Origin of the sequence: Veillonella sp. LMAG:90 (assembly GCF_008679445.1) — a bacterium.
Lineage (GTDB): Bacteria > Bacillota > Negativicutes > Veillonellales > Veillonellaceae > Veillonella_A.
Window position 1 is genome coordinate 1,298,104 of the sequence record NZ_NAND01000001.1, and the last position, 14,452, is coordinate 1,312,555.

The 14,452-nt window shown below is 42.8% G+C and carries 12 protein-coding genes and 1 pseudogene; 11 read left to right on the forward strand and 2 right to left on the reverse strand.

Going from position 1 to position 14,452, the window contains the following annotated elements; translation table 11 throughout:
- Positions 1–11: 11 nt before the first annotated feature.
- From tyrS to CCC71_RS05750, 7 genes are all read left to right on the forward strand, one after another.
- The gene (gene tyrS, locus CCC71_RS05720; protein ID WP_021842510.1) at positions 12–1,220 is read left to right on the forward strand and encodes a tyrosine--tRNA ligase; all 1,209 of its coding nucleotides are present in this window, start codon (positions 12–14) and stop codon (positions 1,218–1,220) included.
- Between the two features lie 342 nt (positions 1,221–1,562).
- Complete coding sequence (gene ppsA, locus CCC71_RS05725; RefSeq protein WP_296333211.1) at positions 1,563–3,947, forward strand: phosphoenolpyruvate synthase; 2,385 nt, start codon at positions 1,563–1,565, stop codon at positions 3,945–3,947.
- A gap of 75 nt (positions 3,948–4,022) precedes the next feature.
- Positions 4,023–4,652: a CBS domain-containing protein gene (locus CCC71_RS05730; RefSeq protein ID WP_021842508.1), complete on the forward strand. Its 630-nt coding sequence runs from the start codon at positions 4,023–4,025 to the stop codon at positions 4,650–4,652.
- A gap of 76 nt (positions 4,653–4,728) precedes the next feature.
- Positions 4,729–5,556 carry a pyruvate, water dikinase regulatory protein gene (locus CCC71_RS05735; protein WP_021842507.1) on the forward strand — a complete coding sequence of 276 codons (828 nt, stop codon included), beginning with the start codon at positions 4,729–4,731 and terminating at the stop codon, positions 5,554–5,556.
- 152 nt (positions 5,557–5,708) lie between these two features.
- Positions 5,709–6,716 (forward strand): deoxyguanosinetriphosphate triphosphohydrolase, encoded by a 1,008-nt coding sequence (locus tag CCC71_RS05740; RefSeq protein ID WP_296333214.1) that lies wholly within the window; start codon positions 5,709–5,711, stop codon positions 6,714–6,716.
- Positions 6,717–7,165: 449 nt separating this feature from the next.
- The gene (locus tag CCC71_RS05745; protein ID WP_296333217.1) at positions 7,166–7,369 is read left to right on the forward strand and encodes a hypothetical protein; all 204 of its coding nucleotides are present in this window, start codon (positions 7,166–7,168) and stop codon (positions 7,367–7,369) included.
- 58 nt (positions 7,370–7,427) lie between these two features.
- A complete protein-coding gene (locus tag CCC71_RS05750) occupies positions 7,428–7,820 on the forward strand; it encodes a DUF2335 domain-containing protein (protein WP_296333220.1) in 393 nt (130 codons plus the stop codon).
- 62 nt (positions 7,821–7,882) lie between these two features.
- On the opposite strand, the pseudogene CCC71_RS05755 reads toward CCC71_RS05750, so the two are convergent.
- Together CCC71_RS05755 and rpmB are read right to left on the reverse strand one after the other, a co-directional pair.
- Positions 7,883–8,995 (reverse strand): annotated as a pseudogene (locus CCC71_RS05755) (IS1249 family transposase).
- 270 nt (positions 8,996–9,265) lie between these two features.
- On the reverse strand, positions 9,266–9,454 hold the full coding sequence (gene rpmB / locus CCC71_RS05760; RefSeq protein WP_006556543.1) for a 50S ribosomal protein L28: 189 nt from the start codon (positions 9,452–9,454) through the stop codon (positions 9,266–9,268).
- Positions 9,455–9,694: 240 nt separating this feature from the next.
- Here rpmB and recG point away from each other — a divergent pair, with 240 nt between their 5' ends.
- From recG to CCC71_RS05780, 4 genes are all read left to right on the forward strand, one after another.
- Entirely contained in the window at positions 9,695–11,812 is a 2,118-nt protein-coding gene (gene recG, locus CCC71_RS05765; protein ID WP_296333616.1) for an ATP-dependent DNA helicase RecG, read from the forward strand.
- 185 nt (positions 11,813–11,997) lie between these two features.
- On the forward strand, positions 11,998–12,183 hold the full coding sequence (locus CCC71_RS05770) for a 4-oxalocrotonate tautomerase (RefSeq protein WP_021842504.1): 186 nt from the start codon (positions 11,998–12,000) through the stop codon (positions 12,181–12,183).
- Positions 12,184–12,244: 61 nt separating this feature from the next.
- The gene (guaB, locus tag CCC71_RS05775; protein WP_021842503.1) at positions 12,245–13,699 is read left to right on the forward strand and encodes an IMP dehydrogenase; all 1,455 of its coding nucleotides are present in this window, start codon (positions 12,245–12,247) and stop codon (positions 13,697–13,699) included.
- A 19-nt stretch (positions 13,700–13,718) separates the two neighbouring features.
- Positions 13,719–14,444 carry a WecB/TagA/CpsF family glycosyltransferase gene (locus CCC71_RS05780; protein WP_021842502.1) on the forward strand — a complete coding sequence of 242 codons (726 nt, stop codon included), beginning with the start codon at positions 13,719–13,721 and terminating at the stop codon, positions 14,442–14,444.
- The last annotated feature ends 8 nt before the right edge of the window (positions 14,445–14,452 follow it).

A 14,452-nucleotide genomic window follows, 5' to 3' on the forward strand; every position in this document is an offset into this window, starting at 1 on the left:
GAGGAAGATTGATGAAGACATTGGAAGAACAGTTGCGTCTGATTAAACACGGCGTGGAGAATTTACTTCCTGAAGAAGATTTTAAGAAGAAATTGGCAAAATCCATTGCTGAAAACAAACCGTTAACGATTAAGCTGGGCCTTGACCCAACGGCACCAGATATTCATTTGGGCCATACGGTTGTTTTGCGCAAATTAAAAACCTTCCAAGATTTAGGTCATCAAATCGTAATTTTAATTGGTGATTTTACGGCTCGCATCGGTGACCCTACCGGTAAAAGTGCAACCCGTCCGCCATTGGATGAAGCGGCAGTTGCTCATAATGCGGCTACTTATAAAGAGCAAATCTTTAAAGTATTGGATGAGTCCAAAACTAAAGTGGTTTACAACAGTGAATGGCTCAGCAAATTATCCTTTGAAGATGTTTTGAAACTGGCTGCTAAATATACAGTAGCGCGTATGTTAGAACGCGATGATTTCCAAAAACGTTACAGCGAAGGTCGTGCTATCGGTGTTCATGAATTCATGTACCCCTTGATGCAGGGTTACGACTCTGTTGCTTTACATGCAGACATTGAATTTGGCGGTACGGACCAAACTTTCAACTTGCTAATGGGTCGCCATTTACAGGAAGAATATGGTCAGGAGCCTCAAACTATCATTACTATGCCTATTTTGGAAGGCCTTGACGGTGTTCAGAAAATGAGTAAATCCTTGGGCAACTACATCGGCATCAGCGAACCGGCTACGGAAATGTACGGTAAAGCCATGTCCATTCCTGACGAGCTCATGATGCGTTACTTCATGCTCGTTACGGATATGTCCATCGAAGATCAGGAAGAATTGGCAAAAGCCTTAGAAAACGGCACAGCTCATCCGCGCGACACGAAAATGAAATTGGCTCATACCATTGTGCGCTTGTATCATGGTGAAGAAGCAGCTAATGAAGCACAAGAACAGTTTATCCGCGTTTTCCAAAAACACGATTTACCGACTGATATTCCTGAATACGCGATGGCAAAACCAACCGAACCTGTATATGTGCCACAGCTTTTGACCGATGCAGGTCTTACTGCCTCGAACAGTGAAGCCCGTCGCTCCATTAAAGCCGGTGCTTTCAAAATTAACGGTGAAAAATGTTCCGATGAAAATATCGAACTCGCTGAAGACATGGTTCTTCAGGTGGGTAAACGTAAATTTATCAAAATCAAATTTAACTAATAGTGCCGTTAAGCGATATTACATTTACTATTAAATGTATCTGTAGTTAAATGCATCTGCACTTAAATTTATCTGCAGTTAAATGTGTTGCACTAATTGACGCGGTTATGTCAATACGTCAACAAGCTATTACAAATAGTTAAGTTAAAGAGCAATCCTCAGCGAATGTGAGCATTCCTAAAGGGTTGCTCTTTTCTTTTGCCTAGCGTTTATATGTGATACACTAGCTTCTGTATATTCTATATAGTGCATCAGAATTTGAAAAAATGATTGACACACAATTAAATGTGTTATACTATTTATGTAGTTGATGTATTTCTTTTATTCAGGAGGTTTCATATAATGAATCGTGAAAATGCATATGTACTTTGGTTTGACGAATTAAAACGTGAAGATGTGGCGTTAGTAGGTGGTAAATCATCGTCCTTAGGGGAAATGACGTCCTCTACCAATGTGCCGGTACCGTATGGTTTTGCTACCACGGCTCATGGCTATCGGTTCTTTATGGAGCAAACCGGTTTAGAAGATAAAATTAAAGCAGAACTTGATAAATTAGATGATGTGGAAAACTCCGCATTACTTCGTGAAATTTGTGCGAATATCCGTAAATTAATTTGCGATGCGGAAATGCCTAAAGAGTTGGCTGATGCTATTGAAAAAGCTTACGCTGAACTCGGTGAAAAAGTTAAAGAAGAAAATCCGTTTGTAGCGGTTCGTTCCAGTGCTACCGCCGAAGACTTACCGGATGCCAGCTTTGCTGGCCAACAAGATACCTACTTAAACGTACGCGGTGCGGACGTTATCATTCAGAAAGTTAAAGAATGCTACGCCTCTACGTTTACCGACCGTGCTACTTACTATCGTGTAAAACAAGGTTTTGACCATATGACGGTTGCTTTGAGTGCGGCCATTCAGATGATGGTATTCTCCAAAGCGGCAGGCGTTATGTTTACCGTTGACCTCGTTACAGGCAATGATGAAAGCATCTTGATTGAAGGCTCTTGGGGTCTTGGCGAATATGTAGTACAAGGTACGGTTACACCGGATAACTTTACGGTCAACAAAAAAGATATGAAGATTGTTAACCGTATGATTAATGATAAAAATATCGCCTTAGTTCGTAATCCGGACGGCGATTGTGCTGAAATTGTAATTCCTGAAGAAAAAGCAAAAACTCAGGTTATTACAGATGAACAGGTTTTAGAATTAGCAACTTATGCCAAAGCCATCGAAAAACATTATGGCTGCTACATGGATATGGAATGGGGCGTAGACGAACGGGACAACAAGATTTGGATTTTGCAAGCTCGTCCGGAAACTGTATGGTCCCGCAAGAATAAAGAAGTGAAGCCGGTTGAAAAAGCAACAGATGCACCGACTACCACAACTCGTGAAATCGTAGTTAAAGGCTTACCGGCCAGTCCCGGTAAAGCTGCCGGCAAAGCTCATGTAATCCTTGATCCGGCCGATATCGACAGCTTCAAAGAAGGGGAAATCCTCGTAACGACTATGACGGCTCCTGACTGGGTACCGGCTATGAAAAAGGCAAAATCTATCGTTACGGACGCCGGTGGTATGACTTGTCATGCTTCTATCGTAAGTCGTGAATTAGGCATTCCTTGTATCGTTGGCACGAAGAGTCGCAGTGAAGAAGCAACGCACCGTATCAGTGACGGTCAGTTAATTACGGTTGATGCCACTAATGGTATCGTGTATGACGGTATGCTTGAAGATGCGGTTAAACCGAAAGAAGAAGCTTCGGCACAAGTAGTAAGCGAATACATCCCGGTAACAGGCACTAAAGTATACATGAACTTGGGTGATCCTGATTTAGCTGAAAAATACGGCGTACTTCCATGCGACGGCATTGGTCTTATGCGTGAAGAATTTATTTGGACTACCTTCATTCATGAACATCCGTTACATTTAATTGAAACCGGCCGCAGTCAATTTGCCATTGATACATTGGCTGAAGGTATGCGCAAAGTTTGTCAGGCTTTGGCGCCTCGTCAGGTTGTACTTCGCCTCAGCGATTTCAAATCCAGCGAATACCGTGACCTTAAGGGCGGCGACAAACATGAACCGCATGAATCCAGTGCTTTACTCGGCTGGCGCGGTGCTTCCCGCTACTATGATCCTAAATACGCACCGGCTTTCCAATTGGAATTGCAGGCCATTAAAAAAGTGCGTGAAGAATATGGTTTTAAAAACTTGCAGGTTATGATTCCATTCTGCCGTACGGTACAGGAAGCTGCTGAAGTTACCCGTGTTATGGCTGAAAACGGTTTAGCTCGCAGTGCGGACTTCAAAATCTGGCTCATGGCTGAAATTCCTTCCAACATTATCTTGGCTGATCAATTTAACCAATATGTTGATGGTTATTCCATCGGTTCTAACGACTTGACGATGTTAATCCTCGGTTGTGACCGTGATAATGAAACAGTTCAACACATTTATGATGAACGCAATTTGGCTGTTCGCCGTGCTATTCATCACTTAATCGAAGTAGCTCACCGCGATGGCAAAACAGTATCCATCTGTGGTCAGGCTCCGAGCGTATACCCTGAATTCTGTGAATTCTTGGTGCGCAGCGGTATCGATTCTATTTCGGTAAATCCTGATGCGGTAAAAGCAACTAAAAAAATGGTGGCTCAATTGGAACAACGTATTATGCTTGACGCTGTGACCGGTCGTGGCCGGAATCTTGGCAATGAATTAGAGTGGTAATACTACTGTGTAATGCGACAGGAGGCTACATGTAGCCTCCTGTTTTTTATAAAAAGTATAAAAGGAGGGGCTGTTTTGCAATTAACTAAACGGCAAGACCAAATTGTACATATTGTAAAAGAAGAAGGCCCGATTACGGGGAAAGCCATTGCCGCTAAATTAGATTTAACCCGTTCTGCCTTGCGATCTGATTTGACCGTTTTGACCATGATGGGCCTCTTAGATGCACGGCCTAAGGTAGGGTATTATTATGTCGGTCAGCAAGGTGTGAGCCCTATTGCCAATGAAATTCGGCAATTTACGGTAGGTCAGGTGATGGCGCAGGCCGTAGCTGTAACGGCGGATACGAATCTGTATGATACGATTGTTACCATGTTTACCGAAGATGTGGGGACCGTCCTTATTTGTGATGACGGCTACTTATTGGGGCTTGTATCTCGTAAGGACTTATTGCGAGCCGCCATCGGTCAAAATGATCCGAAGACGATGCCGATTTCCATGATTATGACACCCGTGAGCAAGATGATTTCCTGCACCGCCGAAGACAGTGTGGTAGAAGCGGCACAGCGTATGATTGATTATGAAGTGGACTGTCTGCCCGTTGTGGAACGGGGAGAAGATGACGGCCGTCGTCGATACAAAGTGTTGGGCCGTATTTCTAAAACGACCGTAACTAAATTATTTTTAGATTGCGGTGTAAAGTAATATTGCACATTGTGATTAGACATATTAAAATAAAAAGTGAAATGAGTTCGCTTAATAGATTTAATTGAGGTGTGGCATGGAGAACAATAAAGTTATTTTTGCAATTTCCGACTCTTTGGGCGAAACGGCCGAGTCCGTAGCACGTGCGACGGCGAGCCAATTCGACAAGGAGAATATAGATATTATTCGCATTCCCTATATCAGTCAGGAAAGCCAGATTGATGATGTAATTAGTGAGGCCGCGAAGGAACAAAGTATTATTTGTCACACGATTGTATCGCCTACATTACGTCAATATTTGCATAAAGAAGCTGAAAACATGGGGATTCAGGCCGTTGATATTATGGGACCTGTTCTTGATGCAGTGGGCACCATTGCTGATACAAAACCTCGTTTGACGGCCGGTATGATTCATAAGTTGGACCAAGAATATTTTAAAAAGGTGGAGGCCATTGAATTTGCCGTAAAATATGATGATGGTAAAAATCCGTCTGGGTTTGAGAAGGCCGATATTGTTATTATCGGTGTTTCCCGTACCAGTAAAACGCCGTTATCTATGTTCTTAGCTTATAAAAAAATCAAAGCCGCCAACTTGCCGTTGGTGCCGGAAGTGCCATTGCCGGAAGAATTATTCAAAATACCGCCTAAAAAGGTAGTAGGTCTTATCATCGATCCATACAAATTAAATAATATTCGCAGTGAACGTTTACGCACTATGGGCCTTGACGGTGAAGCCAATTATGCCAATATTGCTCGTATTGAAGAAGAATTGGCCTATGCAAGGGCTGTTATGCGCCGCGTTCATTGTCCTATCCTTGATGTGTCCAATAAATCTATCGAAGAAACGGCTTCGTTTGTAATGCAGATTATTGAGCGCAATAAGCAACAGGAAGCGAGTCGCTAAAACAATACGGCATTGACGTTTGATTACGTTATGCCGTATTATTGCATTAAGTAAAACTTATTAAAAGTGAGCTATATTAAAAAGAACTGCGATAATGGATGCGTAGTTGGCTCATAGCCCGGTGGAGGGTAAATATGGCAACAGGAGGCTATATGACAATCCGAGAAGAAATTGAAGCGAGAGAAGAAGTAATTTTATCCCCTTATGCAGCAAAGAGTAAGTTTGCGGTCCGTGATCGTGAAGAGAAACCGGATTATTTGCGTACGGCATTTCAGCGTGACCGCGATAGAATTATTCACAGCAAATGTTTTCGTCGTTTGAAGCATAAGACACAGGTGTATATTGCACCGGGGGATCACTATCGCACTCGGATGACACATACCTTGGAAGTTGGTCAAATCGGCCGAACCATTGCGCGGGCGCTGCGTCTTAACGAAGATTTGGTTGAAGCCATTGCCATGGGCCATGATGTGGGTCATACGCCGTTTGGCCATGTGGGGGAATATGCACTGCGCGATATGGTGGGGCATTTTAACCATAATGAGCAGAGTCTTAGGACTTTGGAAGTTCTTGAAAAAGATGGCCTCGGGCTCAATTTAACAAAGGAAGTGCGCGATGGTATTTTGGGGCATACGGGCACGCACATACCGCTTATTTTGGAAGGTCAGATTATTCGGATTAGCGATAGAATAGCTTACTTGTGTCATGATTTTGATGATGCCCAGCGTGCGGGCATGTTATCCTCTAACGATTTGCCGGAATCGGTGCGCTCTGTTTTGGGCACAACGCCATCCCAGATGATTACGACTATGGTTATGGATATGGTACGAGAATCCATGGATAAACCGGAAATTCATATGTCGAAGGAAGTGGAATACGTAATGCATGAGTTTCGCCGTTTTATGTTTGAGGCGGTATATCGGGCTCCTTCTTTAATCCCGGACCGCAATCGGGCAGCTCATGTGGTGAAATATTTGTTTTTGTATTATTTGGATAATCCGGAACTTTTACGCCATGAAGTGGTAAGACAGGGTGTGGATCCGAATAGAATTATTACGCTGACGGATATCGTGGACTATGTGGCGGGGTTGACGGATCAGTTTGCGATAAAGTTGTTTAAGGAGATATATATTCCCAAAATCTGGGATCCGGCCAATTAGATGCGCGACTTTTAAAAGGGACCTTCTCTTAGAGTACTAGTTTTCAACAAAAAAATATATCCTCACGCAAACTGGCAAGTCAAGCTCGAAAAGTTTGCTTAGAGGATATTATTTTTTTGTTTTGAAATTATCATAGTGCCTAGAGAGAAGGTCCCTTTTCAGTGTCAGCGCAGTCTAATTTGGCCGGCGGGGAGGTAGTGGGAATATATGTCTCCTTAAACATGGGGGAGGTCTGATTTAGAGTAATAAGCAATGTGTGTAGTTGTGGTAGAGGAATAAGCGATGTGTGTAAGAAGGGAAAAAGTTAAATAAGTGAAATAAGCAACAGATATAAGAAAAGAGGCTTTTTTATATAATGATCTGTGAGTTTGCTATAAGTGTAGTGTTAAGTCCATTGCAGATTCACATATAGTAGCGTATAATAAAAATAAGATTAAGGAGGTGTGTTTATGGAACAATTATTGCGATTTCAACGCATTTTTTGTGCTGGAATGTTTAATTTGTTTGAACCAATAAAAGCGCGCCGCATGAAAAATGATAGGATATTAAACAAGACAAATGAAGAAGCTTTACATGGAGATTGGATAACCGTAGGTTCTGACGTATCAAATGCGATGGTAGAGTATAGAAAAGAGTGTCAGAGATATTTCTGAAACTAAGAATAATTGGCAAGATGAAAGTGATAATAAGGCTATAGAACCTGAAGTTGTTTTGGATAAATCGTCCAATAATAATAGCACTATTCAACAGCATATATCTTTTAGACAAGGTCCATTGCCGAGTCCGGAAGAATTTAGAAAATATGAAGAGATTTGCCCGGGAGCTGCAGATAGAATTCTTAAGATGGCTGAAGAACAAGGAGCCCATCGTAGAGAGTTGGAGAAAATTGTAGTAAAATCTGACTCTAGAGATAGTCTATGGGGATTGATTTTTGCGTTTGTTTTTGCGATTACAGCAGTTTTTTATGGTGCTAATTTAATTTTATCTGACCATTCTGTTGCGGGTACCATATTTGGCGGTGTTGGCCTAATTGCAGTAGTAAATGCTTTTATTAAGGGTAGAAATAATGTAGCCGATGGTGAATCGACTAAGGAAAAAAATTAAAATTTTGAGTTTGTTAATTGAATATAGGCTTATAGGACAAAAAGTGTGTGTGGCTTTTTTAGTTAATCCCAATAAATTGGAAATTCCGTGGACATATGAAACTCATTCCAGACGATGGCATCGCCCCATTGCGGTAAGATATTATCAGGACGGTTATTCCGCATTATCCTACGGTAAGTAGCAGCAATGGTTTTATCTGTAGGCATACATTTTAATATTTCAGCAACAGGAAGCGGTCTAGGTGAGTGCTCGTAACACCACCAATAGACCGCTTTTAATCGTCTTTCTAAGGATAACCCTCTGTGATCTCGTAACATCCCCCTAAGTTGCGCATTAACGCCTCCTTCCAGTCGATTGTTCGTTGTAGGTACGGTAATATCTACAAACGTCAGGTAGGTAAATAGAGTCTCATCTCTAATTAATCGTAAAAGTCCTGCCTCAGCTTTTAAGAGGCGTTCATGAGTTGCCCTTTGATTCCCATTTTCGTCGACTGTCATTTCACGTAAGAAGTCATCAAACTCTTCTCTCCAAGCTAATAATCCATCAATCCAAGTATAGGCATCATCTATCGATTAAATCTTAAATAAACGCTTTGCCAGTTCATATAAGGCCTTGCCGGCTATTGTTTTTGGCGCAGAGGTTGTATACCTTCTTACTTGCGCAAAAACATGAAATAAGCAGCGTTGATGGTTACTTGTCGGCCACCTCTTTGCTAAGGCCTTAGCAAATCCAGATCCGCCGTCTGAGATAACAACACGCGGAGGAGCAATACGGTCCATTAATGCCTGCCAAGCTCTAGAGTTCTCATATCTACAAACATACCAGCCTAATACATGGTCCTTACTACAACAAATAAGTACACAGAGCTTACGCGTTAGGTATATGCCGTCAAAGTAAAGCACATCATATACTTCCTCAATCTTTGGTGGGAGGCACCATATGGACCAAAATTTAGACGTTTTACGTCTAAATGTACGCCCTCTTCCAGGCATATGCTGCTGCAATTGTTTACTAAATAACCATTTCAAAAACAGCTTTAGATCATTACTATCAGTGTTAATTTTGTTAGTGAAAGCGACTTTACAGTGCTTACAAAACCATCGCTGAGAACCGGATTTCAATATACCGTGTTTTATACATTTTCGACCACAATCAGGGCAAACTACTTGTTTAATATTAATCATCCTCCTATTTATGTTTTTATTTAGGAAGATATAATACCATTTTAGTCAGTAGTTATGTGGGTTCACGTATGTTTTTACACACACTTTTTGTCCACCCTTTATCTTTGTCAAAAAAAGATAAAAGTGCTACAAACCCAGTATTTATCTAAGTTTGCAGCACTTTCTACACACACTTTTTGTCCTATAACTCTGAATATATAAAAAGAGGCGACCCCTTTGTTAGGGGCCGCCTCTTTTAGAGTACATGTACCTTCTTATTTTTTACGCGCGTGTAATTTTATCGGAACGAAGGCAGCGAGTGCATACATTTACCTTTTTGGTTTCGCCGTCTACAATTGCTCGTACTCTCTGGATGTTTGGCTTCCAGGTCCTTTTTGTGCGGATGTGAGAGTGACTCACGTTCATACCGCTAGCGGTGGTTTTGCCACATACTTCGCAAAGGTTTGCCATATTTTCCACCTCCAAGCATAATTTACAACATAACATATGTATTCTATCACAAGGGGATAGAATAAAGCAAGTAGCAATTTTTAATACCGGTTACATTCTTTTTTTGCAGTTAGCAACATTCTTTTACTTCGTTTTTACTACTCTTATGTTACACTATATCTTAGTTTTAAGATATAATAATATTATAGCACAGTAGGGCAAACTTGTTTTTATAAAAATGGTCGGAAGGATTAGATGGGTATGGATGAATCATTATTGACGATAAAAGGCGTAGGTCCGGGGCGCGTGAAACAGTTAAATAAGCTCGGCATTACGGATGTGTCGTCATTATTGACTTATTTCCCGAGGACTTATGAAGATCGCAGTGTAAGTTATCTTATTGGAGCGTTGAAGCAAGGCGCCGTAGGTGCTACGGAAGGAACTGTTTTAAATATTCAGGAGAAAAAGCCGCGTCGCGGTCTGTCTATTTTGGAGATTTATATCGGTGATGCGACGGGCCGTTTAAAGGTTGTTTTATTTAATCAGGGCTACAAGAAGAATTTTTACAAAGTGGGCCAGCGATTGCATGTATACGGCAAGGTTGAGTTTGCGTATGGTTCGTTGCAGATGAATACGCCCCATATTGAGATTTTGCGGGAAGGGCAAGTGGCGGAGGCCGGGATTGTGCCGGTGTATCCCCTTGTGGACGGCGTAAGTCAGTTTGTTATACGTCATGCCATTAGTAATTGGTTTACTGCCAATGACAGTTTGCCGGAGTTATTGCCAACGGACAAAACGAAAGAACATAATTTTATGACGCGCTATGAAGCGTTTAAAGAGATGCACAATCCGCTCACGGTGGAGCGTTACGGTTTAGCCCGCAAGCAACTGGCTTATGAAGAGCTGTTCATCATGCAGGCGGGGCTATTGTTATTGCGGGAACGGGAGCAGGCGGAACTGGGCATTAAGATGCAGCCTGACGGTGATTTGGTGCCGGCTTTTTTAAAAGCCTTGCCATTTGCTTTAACCGGTGATCAGCAAAAGGCTTTTAATGAGATTGCCGCCGATATGGAAGATGAACGACCGATGCGGCGGCTGTTGCAAGGTGATGTAGGCTCCGGCAAAACGGTAGTGGGGGCGTTGTCCTTATTAAAAGCAGTAGAGAATGGCTACCAAGGCGCGTTAATGGCACCGACGGAAATCTTGGCACAGCAGCACTATGAAGGGCTGACGGAGTTGATGGCCGGTCTGAATCCGGTGGCCCCGTCAGGTCTGAATCCGTCAGCACCGGCAGGTACGGATCAGGGGCAAACAGCCGGTCTTGGACAGGTAAAAATGGCGCTCTTAACGGGTTCCACGAAGCCGGCGGAGCGTCAGGTTATCTATGAAGGCCTCGCAGACGGCACGATTGATATCGTTATCGGCACGCATGCGCTCATTCAGGATTCGGTGACGTTTAAAAAATTGGCCCTCGTTATTATTGATGAGCAGCACCGTTTTGGCGTGGAACAACGAGCGACGTTGCAGCGTAAAGGCCATCATCCGCATATGCTCGTTATGACGGCGACGCCCATTCCGCGCACCATGACGCTATCTATTTATGGGGACTTGGAAGTAAGCCTCATTAAAGAAATGCCACCGGGTCGAAAGCCCGTTTTGACCTATGCGGTGGACTCAACCTATAAAGAACGATTGCATCGTTTTTTTGAAAAAGAAATGACCGCCGGTCATCAGGTGTATGTGGTGTGTCCCCTTGTGGAAGAGTCTGAAAAACTGGACTTGGTAGCGGCTGAGCAGCTCTATGAAGAGTTGGCTGAAAAATATAATCGCAAGTTTGGCGTAGGCCTTGTACACGGTCGCATGAGCGCCGCCGATAAAGAAGCGATCATGGATGCTTATTACAAGGGAACCATAAAGCTCTTGGTATCTACCACAGTTATCGAGGTGGGCGTTAATGTGCCTAATGCAACGATTATGTGCGTAGAAGGGGCTGAACGGTTTGGTCTGTCGCAACTTCATCAGCTCCGAGGACGCGTTGGCCGTGGCAGTACGCAATCCTATTGCATCCTTGTGAGCGACAGTCACAGTGAAGACAGCAAACAACGGTTGGCCGTTATGACGAGTACGCAAGACGGTTTTGTAGTGGCGGAGCAGGATTTATTGCTGCGCGGTTCCGGTCAATTATTCGGACTCGCTCAATCGGGGCTGCCGGATTTACGAATTGCCAATATTTTAAAAGATATTGATTTACTGATAGCGGCACGTCAGGACGCTAAAGCTTGGCTTGCGAAGCTAGGCTTTGATGAGGCGGTAAAATTGATGAAACCTGAGCTGCTACGACGATTTGGGGAAAGTTTCCAACGAATTTTGTACAGCTGATTCAGTGTGAAATTTGATTTTGCTTTTCAATTAGCAATAAGACGATTGAATTTGAGAAAAAGCTGTATTTAAGCATGTACAGAATAGGTCTTTTAAAGTATAATAATATGATAGAAAAGTCTAGTATAGATAAAGTCGTTTCTATATTGTACAAACTCGTTTTACGATGATGGAGGTTGAGAAGAATGCCAATTATTCATGTGGAGCTTGTTGAAGGTCGTACCTTTGAACAGAAGAAAAAATTGGGCGAAGCTATTACCAACGCAACGGTAGACATTGTGGGCGTACCAAAAGAAGCTGTTAAAGTTATTTTCACTGATATGAAAAAAGATAACTTTATGGAAGCCGGCGTTATGCGCTCTGAGAAATAAGACAAGTATTTAAAAATATGTCTTGCTAAGGAAACAGAAATTAAGGAGAAAGGAAGTTACCATGAGAGAAGATAAGTTTGGTTTACGCGGATTAACATTTGATGACGTTTTATTAGTTCCGGCGGCTTCGGATGTGTTACCGCATGAAGTAGACATCACTACAAACCTGACTCGTGATATTAAGCTCAATATTCCAATGATTAGTTCCGGTATGGATACAGTTACGGAATCCCGAATGGCTATTGCTATGGCGCGTGAAGGCGGGATGGGTGTTATTCACAAAAATATGTCCATTGAGGAACAAGCTCATGAGGTGGACAAAGTAAAGCGCTCAGAACATGGTATCATCGTTGATCCGATTTACTTGAGCCCACAGAACTTATTAGCTGATGCGGAAGAATTAATGCGTAAATACGCAATTTCAGGTGTACCTGTGACTGTTGACGGCAAATTAGTCGGTATCATTACGAACCGTGATATGCGTTTTGAAAATGAATTAAATAAACCAATCGGTGAAGTTATGACGAAGGAAAATTTGGTAACCGCACCGGTAGGTACTTCTTTGGAAGAAGCCAAAGCTATTTTGCGTCGCCATCGTATTGAAAAATTACCTTTAGTTGATGACAACGGCTATTTAAAAGGTTTAATTACCATTAAGGATATTGAAAAAGCAACGAAATATCCTAATTCGGCTAAAGACAGCAGCGGTCGTTTACTCGTAGGCGCAGCCGTTGGTGTAAGTAAGGATTTATATGACCGCATGGAAGCTTTGGTAGCTGCTAAAGCGGACGTAATCATTGTTGATACGGCTCACGGTCATTCTGCCGGCGTATTGCGTACGCTTAAAGAAATTAAGAAAACATTCCCGTTTATGCCTGTAATTGCCGGTAACGTAGCAACTGCAGCCGGTACGGAAGCATTAATTGAAGCCGGTGCTGACGCTGTTAAAGTAGGTATCGGACCGGGCTCTATTTGTACGACTCGTGTTATTGCCGGTATCGGTGTGCCACAGATTACAGCTGTTTACGAATGTGCATCTGTAGGTCGTCGTTACAATATTCCAATCATCGCCGATGGCGGGATTAAATACTCCGGAGATATTGCCAAAGCCATTGCAGCGGGCGGCAATGTTGTTATGATGGGTAACATCTTGGCCGGTACGGACGAAAGTCCCGGCGAAACGGTTATTTATCAAGGTCGTAGCTATAAAGTATACCGCGGCATGGGTAGTTTAGGTGCTATGAAATTGGGTAGTAAAGACCGTTACTTCCAGTCGGAAGCTAAGAAATTAGTTCCGGAAGGCATTGAAGGTCGTGTGCCTTACAAAGGTATGTTAGCTGATACTATTTTCCAAATGGTAGGCGGTTTACGTGCCAGCATGGGATATTGTGGTTGTCATAATATCCAAGAAATGATTAATGATACTCAGTTTATCCAAATTACTGCCGCAGGTCTTAAAGAAAGCCATCCGCATGATGTTAGCATCACGGTTGAAGCTCCTAACTATAGCGGCTGATTATTGAGGTGTATTTGTTTTGCGAAATCAATTGAGCATTCTCGATGTGCCGGTTGATGTCATAACCATGAAAGAAGCAGTTCAGCGTGTACAGAATTTATATTCTGAGCCGGGGCTACATACTGTAGTCACGGTTAACGCTGAAATGGTTATGCGCGCCCGTCACGATAAAGAATTGCACCAAATTTTAAAACAAGCAGATATGGCCGTCCCCGACGGGGCCGGCGTGCTATGGGCTGCCGAGCAATTGGGGCAGCACATTCCCGAACGTGTGGCCGGTTGTGATTTGGCGGTAGCCTTATTGCAAGAAGCAGCACAACATAAAACGCCTGTGTATTTTTTCGGCGCAGCCCCCGGTATAGCGGAGCAAGCTGTAAAGAATATGGAGGCTCGCATTGGTCCTTTACAGGTAGTCGGTATCCACTCCGGCTTTTTTGATGAGCAAGAAGAAGTTGAAATTATAAAAGCCATTGAAGATGGTGGAGCTAAACTTGTCCTGGTGGCCTTAGGTGTGCCCAAACAGGAAAAATGGATTACTTCCAAACTATCTCATTTAGATAAAGTAGTCGCTATCGGCTTGGGCGGTTCCTTTGATGTTATGGCGGGCCATGTAAAAAGAGCGCCCGAATGGATGCAACGAAATCGTTTAGAATGGTTATATCGATTGCTCAATCAACCGCAACGCATCGGCCGAATGATGGCGTTACCTAAGTTTATGTGGGCGGTGAAGCAATCAAAAAAATAGAGAGGTGG

Excerpts from the sequence above, each read along its gene's own strand:
- tyrS (WP_021842510.1), top strand. The coding sequence starts at position 12 with ATGAAGACATTGGAAGAACAGTTGCGTCTGATTAAACACGGCGTGGAG.
- ppsA (WP_296333211.1), top strand. The coding sequence starts at position 1,563 with ATGAATCGTGAAAATGCATATGTACTTTGGTTTGACGAATTAAAACGT.
- CCC71_RS05735 (WP_021842507.1), top strand. The coding sequence starts at position 4,729 with ATGGAGAACAATAAAGTTATTTTTGCAATTTCCGACTCTTTGGGCGAA.
- CCC71_RS05740 (WP_296333214.1), top strand. The coding sequence starts at position 5,709 with ATGACAATCCGAGAAGAAATTGAAGCGAGAGAAGAAGTAATTTTATCC.
- CCC71_RS05745 (WP_296333217.1), top strand. The coding sequence starts at position 7,166 with ATGGAACAATTATTGCGATTTCAACGCATTTTTTGTGCTGGAATGTTT.
- rpmB (WP_006556543.1), bottom strand. The coding sequence starts at position 9,454 with ATGGCAAACCTTTGCGAAGTATGTGGCAAAACCACCGCTAGCGGTATG.
- recG (WP_296333616.1), top strand. The coding sequence starts at position 9,695 with ATGGATGAATCATTATTGACGATAAAAGGCGTAGGTCCGGGGCGCGTG.
- CCC71_RS05770 (WP_021842504.1), top strand. The coding sequence starts at position 11,998 with ATGCCAATTATTCATGTGGAGCTTGTTGAAGGTCGTACCTTTGAACAG.
- guaB (WP_021842503.1), top strand. The coding sequence starts at position 12,245 with ATGAGAGAAGATAAGTTTGGTTTACGCGGATTAACATTTGATGACGTT.